This window comes from Brachyspira sp. (genome assembly GCF_050873525.1).
Classification (GTDB): Bacteria; Spirochaetota; Brachyspiria; order Brachyspirales; family Brachyspiraceae; genus Brachyspira.
Genome location: NZ_JBNMIZ010000260.1, coordinates 1 through 3,259, shown reverse-complemented (window position 1 = coordinate 3,259; position 3,259 = coordinate 1). Strand labels below are relative to the sequence as shown.

At 31.5% G+C, this 3,259-nt stretch carries 1 protein-coding gene and 1 pseudogene; both read right to left on the bottom strand.

Annotated features, from left to right (window positions below):
* Nucleotides 1–33: 33 nt before the first annotated feature.
* Nucleotides 34–924, bottom strand: a pseudogene (locus ACR0QS_RS12230) (Rpn family recombination-promoting nuclease/putative transposase).
* Between the two features lie 106 nt (nucleotides 925–1,030).
* Entirely contained in the window at nucleotides 1,031–3,103 is a 2,073-nt protein-coding gene (gene obgE, locus ACR0QS_RS12225; protein ID WP_432633733.1) for a GTPase ObgE, read from the bottom strand.
* Nucleotides 3,104–3,259: the final 156 nt, after the last annotated feature.

Genomic DNA, 3,259 nt, shown 5'->3' with positions numbered 1-3,259 from the left:
GTGAGGTAATAAATTAGGTAGTTGAGGCAAGGTTTATAGTTTTTCTCCGTCTGGACGCAGTTTGCGGATTTCTTCGATTGGTAAGCCTGTGTATTTTGAGATTAGGTTAATGTCCGCTCCGTCTTTTTTCATTGCGATTGCCATTGATATTTGACCTTCTCTTATACCTTTGAGTTTACCTTTCTTTATTCCTTCCTTCATACCAATTCGTCTTTCATCTGCAAGCATTATTTTTTTATCGTATTGATAGAGTTCTTTTTTCTCGTATTCAGACATCATTAATTGATTTCTTATAAAATTGTTATATCGCTTGTGAGCCTCTTCCATTATTGGTTTTTCTTTTACTATTTCAGACATATATTCCTCCATGTTATTGGTTGTAAAGAAACCTAACCAGCAGTTTAAATCTTTTGGTAGGTTATTATCTTTAAATTTAAATTTTTTCAATTCTATCATATGTATTTGCAAGTGGTCGGTTAGCAGTCTTGCATTTTTTGTATCGTAAATCATATAGCAACTGTGGACATTGCTACTTTTTTTATTAAGATTAAAATTAAGAAGATTTATGCTTATTACTGGCGTTAAGTTGTCATACTGTTCGCCTTTCTTCAATAGTTTGCTATAATTCATAGACCAATAATATAATATTCTTTCTGGAAATCTCGAATTGCCCGATAATTGAACTTCAATAATTACAACTGTTCCGTTTTTAGTGATACATTTCACATCAACGATTGTCTATTTATCTTTATAATGCTGCTTCAAATTAAATGGATTAAGAATTTCAACGGCTTTAAAAGTTTTCATGTCCGCGCTAATCATAACGGCGTTAATAAAGTCGAGGAGGACTTTTTCTCCTCCTTTATCGGTAAAGAAATACCGAACAAAACAATCATTTAATGCATTAAAAGGTTTATTGTTCATAAGGATATTATAACAGAATATTTTAATTTGTCAAAGTGATTTAATAATTACTTAAAAAATATTACGAAATTATTAAATAAATATAAATAAACCGCTTGATAAAAAATCAAATATTAACCGCATAAGAAACCACTCCGTTAACAATTTCTTCCCTCACTTTATTTTTCTTAATAAGCGAGTCGAGTAATTCTTTCACTCTTTTTTCTTCTTCGTTAAAACTTTTCGCTATAAGATATGCCGTGTCGGGCTGACGGATTAAAAAATTTATAATATCTTCTTCGGTTATTTTTTTAGTATTTCCTTTATGATTGTCAGACACATTCGGAATATCGACTTCAATATCGCATCGGGCGTTAAAATATTTTTTTATTTTTTTTAATTCTTCATCCGATAACGCTTTAGCTTTTTCGTTTGCCACTCTTCTTGTCGCCGTTATAAGCTGAATTCTGTCGGGTTTAATTTTTCGGATAATTTTTATTATATCGTCAAGTTCCATTTCGTTATCATTTATATCTTTAAGCAAAAATATTTCAAGCCAATATTCGCCCTTAAATACTTTTTTGAATTCGGCAAGTCCTTCAACCATTTTATCAAAATCGATTTCTTTATTCGGATTATCTATCAGCTTAAAAGTGTCTTCGTTTCCAGCATCGAGAGATGGAATAATTAAATCGGCTAAAAGCAAATTTGAACGCATTTCCTGTTTGTATAATAAAGAACCGTTAGTTATGACGCAGACGGGAATATCGGTTATTTGTTTTATTTCGTAAATAAGTTTTTTCAAGTCTTTATATAAAGTAGGCTCTCCCGAACCAGTGAAAGTTATATAATCAATATTTTTATTATTGAGCAAAGCCTCTTTCAATTCGTAAATTATTTCGTCTACAGAGTAATAGTTTTTCAAATCGGTTATCGTATTTTCTTCAGAACCTAATTGACAATAGATGCAATTATAGGAACAGGTTTTATGCGGTATCACATCGATTCCCAAAGAATTTCCGAGTCTCTTTGAAAGAACTGGACCGAATACTCTTTTTGTTTTTAATTTATTTTTTTTATCGTTTAAATTATTTAAAAGTAAAGGCTCGTTATAATTTTTTTTATTTTTTTTCTTTATATTTGTAGAATTTGATTCTAAATATCTCGATTCGTTTGCCTTATATAAAGCGTTTATAATTTTTTCCAATTCTTCTCCTTCCAGACTAAATACAGAGATTGCAAATATTTCGGGCGCTTCAAAATAATTTTCTTTGCTTTCTTTATATTCTTTTTCCACAGTTTTTTTTACGCTTTTAATTTTTTTATCGATTTCATTTTTTTCAAGCATATCGGTTTTATTCAAAATTATTATGGATTTCTTTTTTATTAATTCTTTACTGTAGGATTTTAATTCTTTTTTTAATTTTAAATAAGTGCCTTTAATATCTTCATCGGTTATATCAATGACGAAAACTAAAGCTCCCGTTCGCTCTATATGTCTTAAAAATGTGAGTCCGAGTCCCGCGCCTTCGCTCGCTCCCTCAATAATTCCAGGAATGTCCGCAATTACAAAACTTCTTTCATAATCCAAATAGCAAACTCCCAAATTCGGCGTAAGAGTTGTAAAAGGATAGGAAGCTATTTTTGGATTCGCCCTCGTCAATCTTGAAAGCAAACTTGATTTACCCGCGTTAGGCATTCCGACAAGTCCAATATCTGCGATTAATTTTACTTCGAGTCTTATATTTAATTTGTCTCCGTCAAGTCCATGTTGAGCGTAATCTGGCGCTTGATTTGTAGAGGTTGCATAAAATTTATTTCCCTTTCCGCCTTTTCCTCCTCTCGCAATAGTTTCGCTCTGTCCATCTTCGATTAAATCGGCAATTATATTTCCAGTTTCTTCATTATAAATTACCGTGCCGATTGGAACTCTTATTATTATATTGTCGCCTTTTTTTCCATCGCTTAATCTCGCTTTTCCCTGCTCGCCGTCTCTCGCTCTGAATTTTTTTCTGCTTTTTATTTTTCCAAAACTGTTTATTCTCGCGTCAACGATTACTATAACATCGCCTCCGTCTCCTCCGTTTCCGCCATCGGGACCGCCCATTGGAACATGCGCCTCTCTTCTGAAACTCACGCATCCCGCTCCGCCATGTCCCGCTTCTATTTCAAAATTAACGACATCTATAAATTGCTTCATTATTAATCCTTATTAATTCCTACAAAACAAGAATTATATTATAAAAAATTTATTTTATCAATTATAATTTATAAATTGAAAATAAAAATTATTTAAATTAAACTTGACTTTTTTCTTATTTTAACTATTGACATTTTTTTGCTTTTGGTGTAATAT